The sequence below is a fragment of the Escherichia sp. MOD1-EC6842 genome (genome assembly GCF_002965705.1).
Classification (GTDB): Bacteria; Pseudomonadota; Gammaproteobacteria; order Enterobacterales; family Enterobacteriaceae; genus Escherichia; species Escherichia ruysiae.
Genome location: NZ_PTRF01000048.1, coordinates 1 through 2,035, shown reverse-complemented (window position 1 = coordinate 2,035; position 2,035 = coordinate 1). Strand labels below are relative to the sequence as shown.

2 protein-coding genes and 1 pseudogene are annotated in these 2,035 nt (G+C 35.1%); 2 read left to right on the top strand and 1 reads right to left on the bottom strand.

The window, feature by feature from the left end; genetic code table 11:
- Together A7Z29_RS22995 and A7Z29_RS22990 are read left to right on the top strand one after the other, a co-directional pair.
- Positions 1 to 799, top strand: a 799-nt coding sequence (locus A7Z29_RS22995; protein WP_105290903.1) for an EAL domain-containing protein, incomplete at its 5' end; no start/stop codon positions are given.
- 185 nt (positions 800 to 984) lie between these two features.
- Positions 985 to 1,245, top strand: a pseudogene (locus tag A7Z29_RS22990) (IS4 family transposase); the annotation flags it as partial.
- Positions 1,246 to 1,340: 95 nt separating this feature from the next.
- Here A7Z29_RS22990 and A7Z29_RS22985 read toward each other — a convergent pair.
- Positions 1,341 to 1,727 (bottom strand): YgiW/YdeI family stress tolerance OB fold protein, encoded by a 387-nt coding sequence (locus A7Z29_RS22985; RefSeq protein WP_105290902.1) that lies wholly within the window; start codon positions 1,725 to 1,727, stop codon positions 1,341 to 1,343.
- Between the last annotated feature and the right edge of the window lie 308 nt (positions 1,728 to 2,035).

Here is a 2,035-nt window from a genome sequence, read left to right as displayed (position 1 = left end):
ATATTATATAGATAAATACCTTGTAATCACTCCTGAACTGATTTCCCGTGCGATAGAAAATCAAGAGTTTATCCCATACTTTCAGCCCATAATCTGTTCTGTCAGTGGACGTCTTACCGGATGCGAAGTACTTTCACGCTGGATGCACCCCAAAATAGGAATAATTTCTCCAGAAATATTTATTCCTGTTGCAGAATCCTCTAACTTGGTTGTTTCCTTAACATCGCTTTTAATGAAAAAGGCTGAAAACATATTTAAATATGTAAATCATTTGATACCAGATGATTTTCATCTTGGTATCAATGTTAATTCGGAAATTATTCTGAATCCTTTATTTGAGCAGCAATGTGTTCAAATGCTTGAACAACTAGGTAAGGAAAAGATAAAGCTTGTACTGGAATTATCAGAAAAAAAAGGTCAAGATACAAATGAAGTCCATACCATAGTTGATAAATTAAAAAAACATAATATCCTTTTTGCCCTCGATGATTTTGGGGTGGAATATTCTACATTTCATTATTTACAGGCTTTCTCTGTTGATTTCATTAAGCTGGATAAATCTTTCATCCAACAGTATGAATCAAATAAAATATCTGAAGCAATTGTAGATAGTATAGCTATGTTGGCAAGACGATTACACATCAAGGTCGTTGCTGAAGGTATCGAAACTATAGAGCAAGAAAAAGCCATGAAAAATAAAGGAATAGAATATTTACAAGGATATCTTTTTTCACCACCTGTATCTGGAGATGTTTTTATTCATAAATGGATTTTGTCAACCGATAACGGGAGTAATTAGAGTTAGACTAATTTTCATACCATCAATATTGGTGTAGTTTTAGATGTGATGAGTTATTGCATTATCGGACTGCTATGCATGAAATTAATTGGTTTAAAAAATACATAGTCAACTTAGCATCAATAAATTTAGAATTCATGGTAAAAAGCATTTAGCGGAGATGTAAACTCTATTGTAATAACTGTTCCGTGGGAAGAATGCTGGTACTGAGCCTACTGGCGATGCTGAGTACAATTGTACTGTGGCTTATTGGCTATCATGCTGAAAACAAAGGATTACATCTTAGATATCAGGCCAACAGCATTAAAACACGGCGGGTAATCTCGTATCTGACGTTAGCGGAGAATGTCTTACGACACTCCCCGCTAATTTTAAGACGAACAGTGCTGAGCACAGTTCTTAATCATCTCGCCAAAACCTACCAGAATATGGTGTTGGTTTATTAGAGCTGATTTATGGGGATCCCTCAGCGCCAAGGCGGGTTATATATAGAAATATTTAATAATATCGTACTATTAGAAGACAATATTCAGCTAAGATATTATTTCACTACTGTAATTTTCTTTACATCAATCTCAACACTGTTCCAGTCTTTATCAATATCCCCTTCAATACGAACTTTGTCTTTCGGAGAGATACTTCTCCCCCCCCAGTAATTATCATCAATATCTACATAAATGGTACCACTATCGTCACGAAACTCGTATAACTCATTGCCTATTTGTCTGACAATAGATCCCTCCAGAACAACCTTCATATCGTTTTTCATTTTTTTTGCCTGAGAGACGGGCATCACCTCAGAAACCAGACCTGGCCCTTTGAATCCCCCCTGTTCCATGGGGGGAACAGAAGAAACATATCCTCCGGATTGTGCAAAAGTTGCAAAAGAACTACCAGCAAGCAAAGCTATCATAAATACCTTTTTCATTATTTAACTCCTTATGTTTTACTGGATATTTTATTCCGATTAAAGAAGTACAGCATATTGGTATTTTAGACGCTATCTTATATATCGCGCAAATAGCGGAAATTATCCACTGACTCTCTTATCTAAGACAGATAGCATCAGATACCAAGAGGTATTTTACTTAACACCACTAACTAATGTAAACCCAAAATTATTAAAAAGTTAGTCAAAAGATTTTCACTTCCAAGGGGAGAAGAATGAAAATATTTTGCAGTTACAACAGGAGATATTAAGAGTTGTTAATTACTATCCTAAATAAACTACATCAC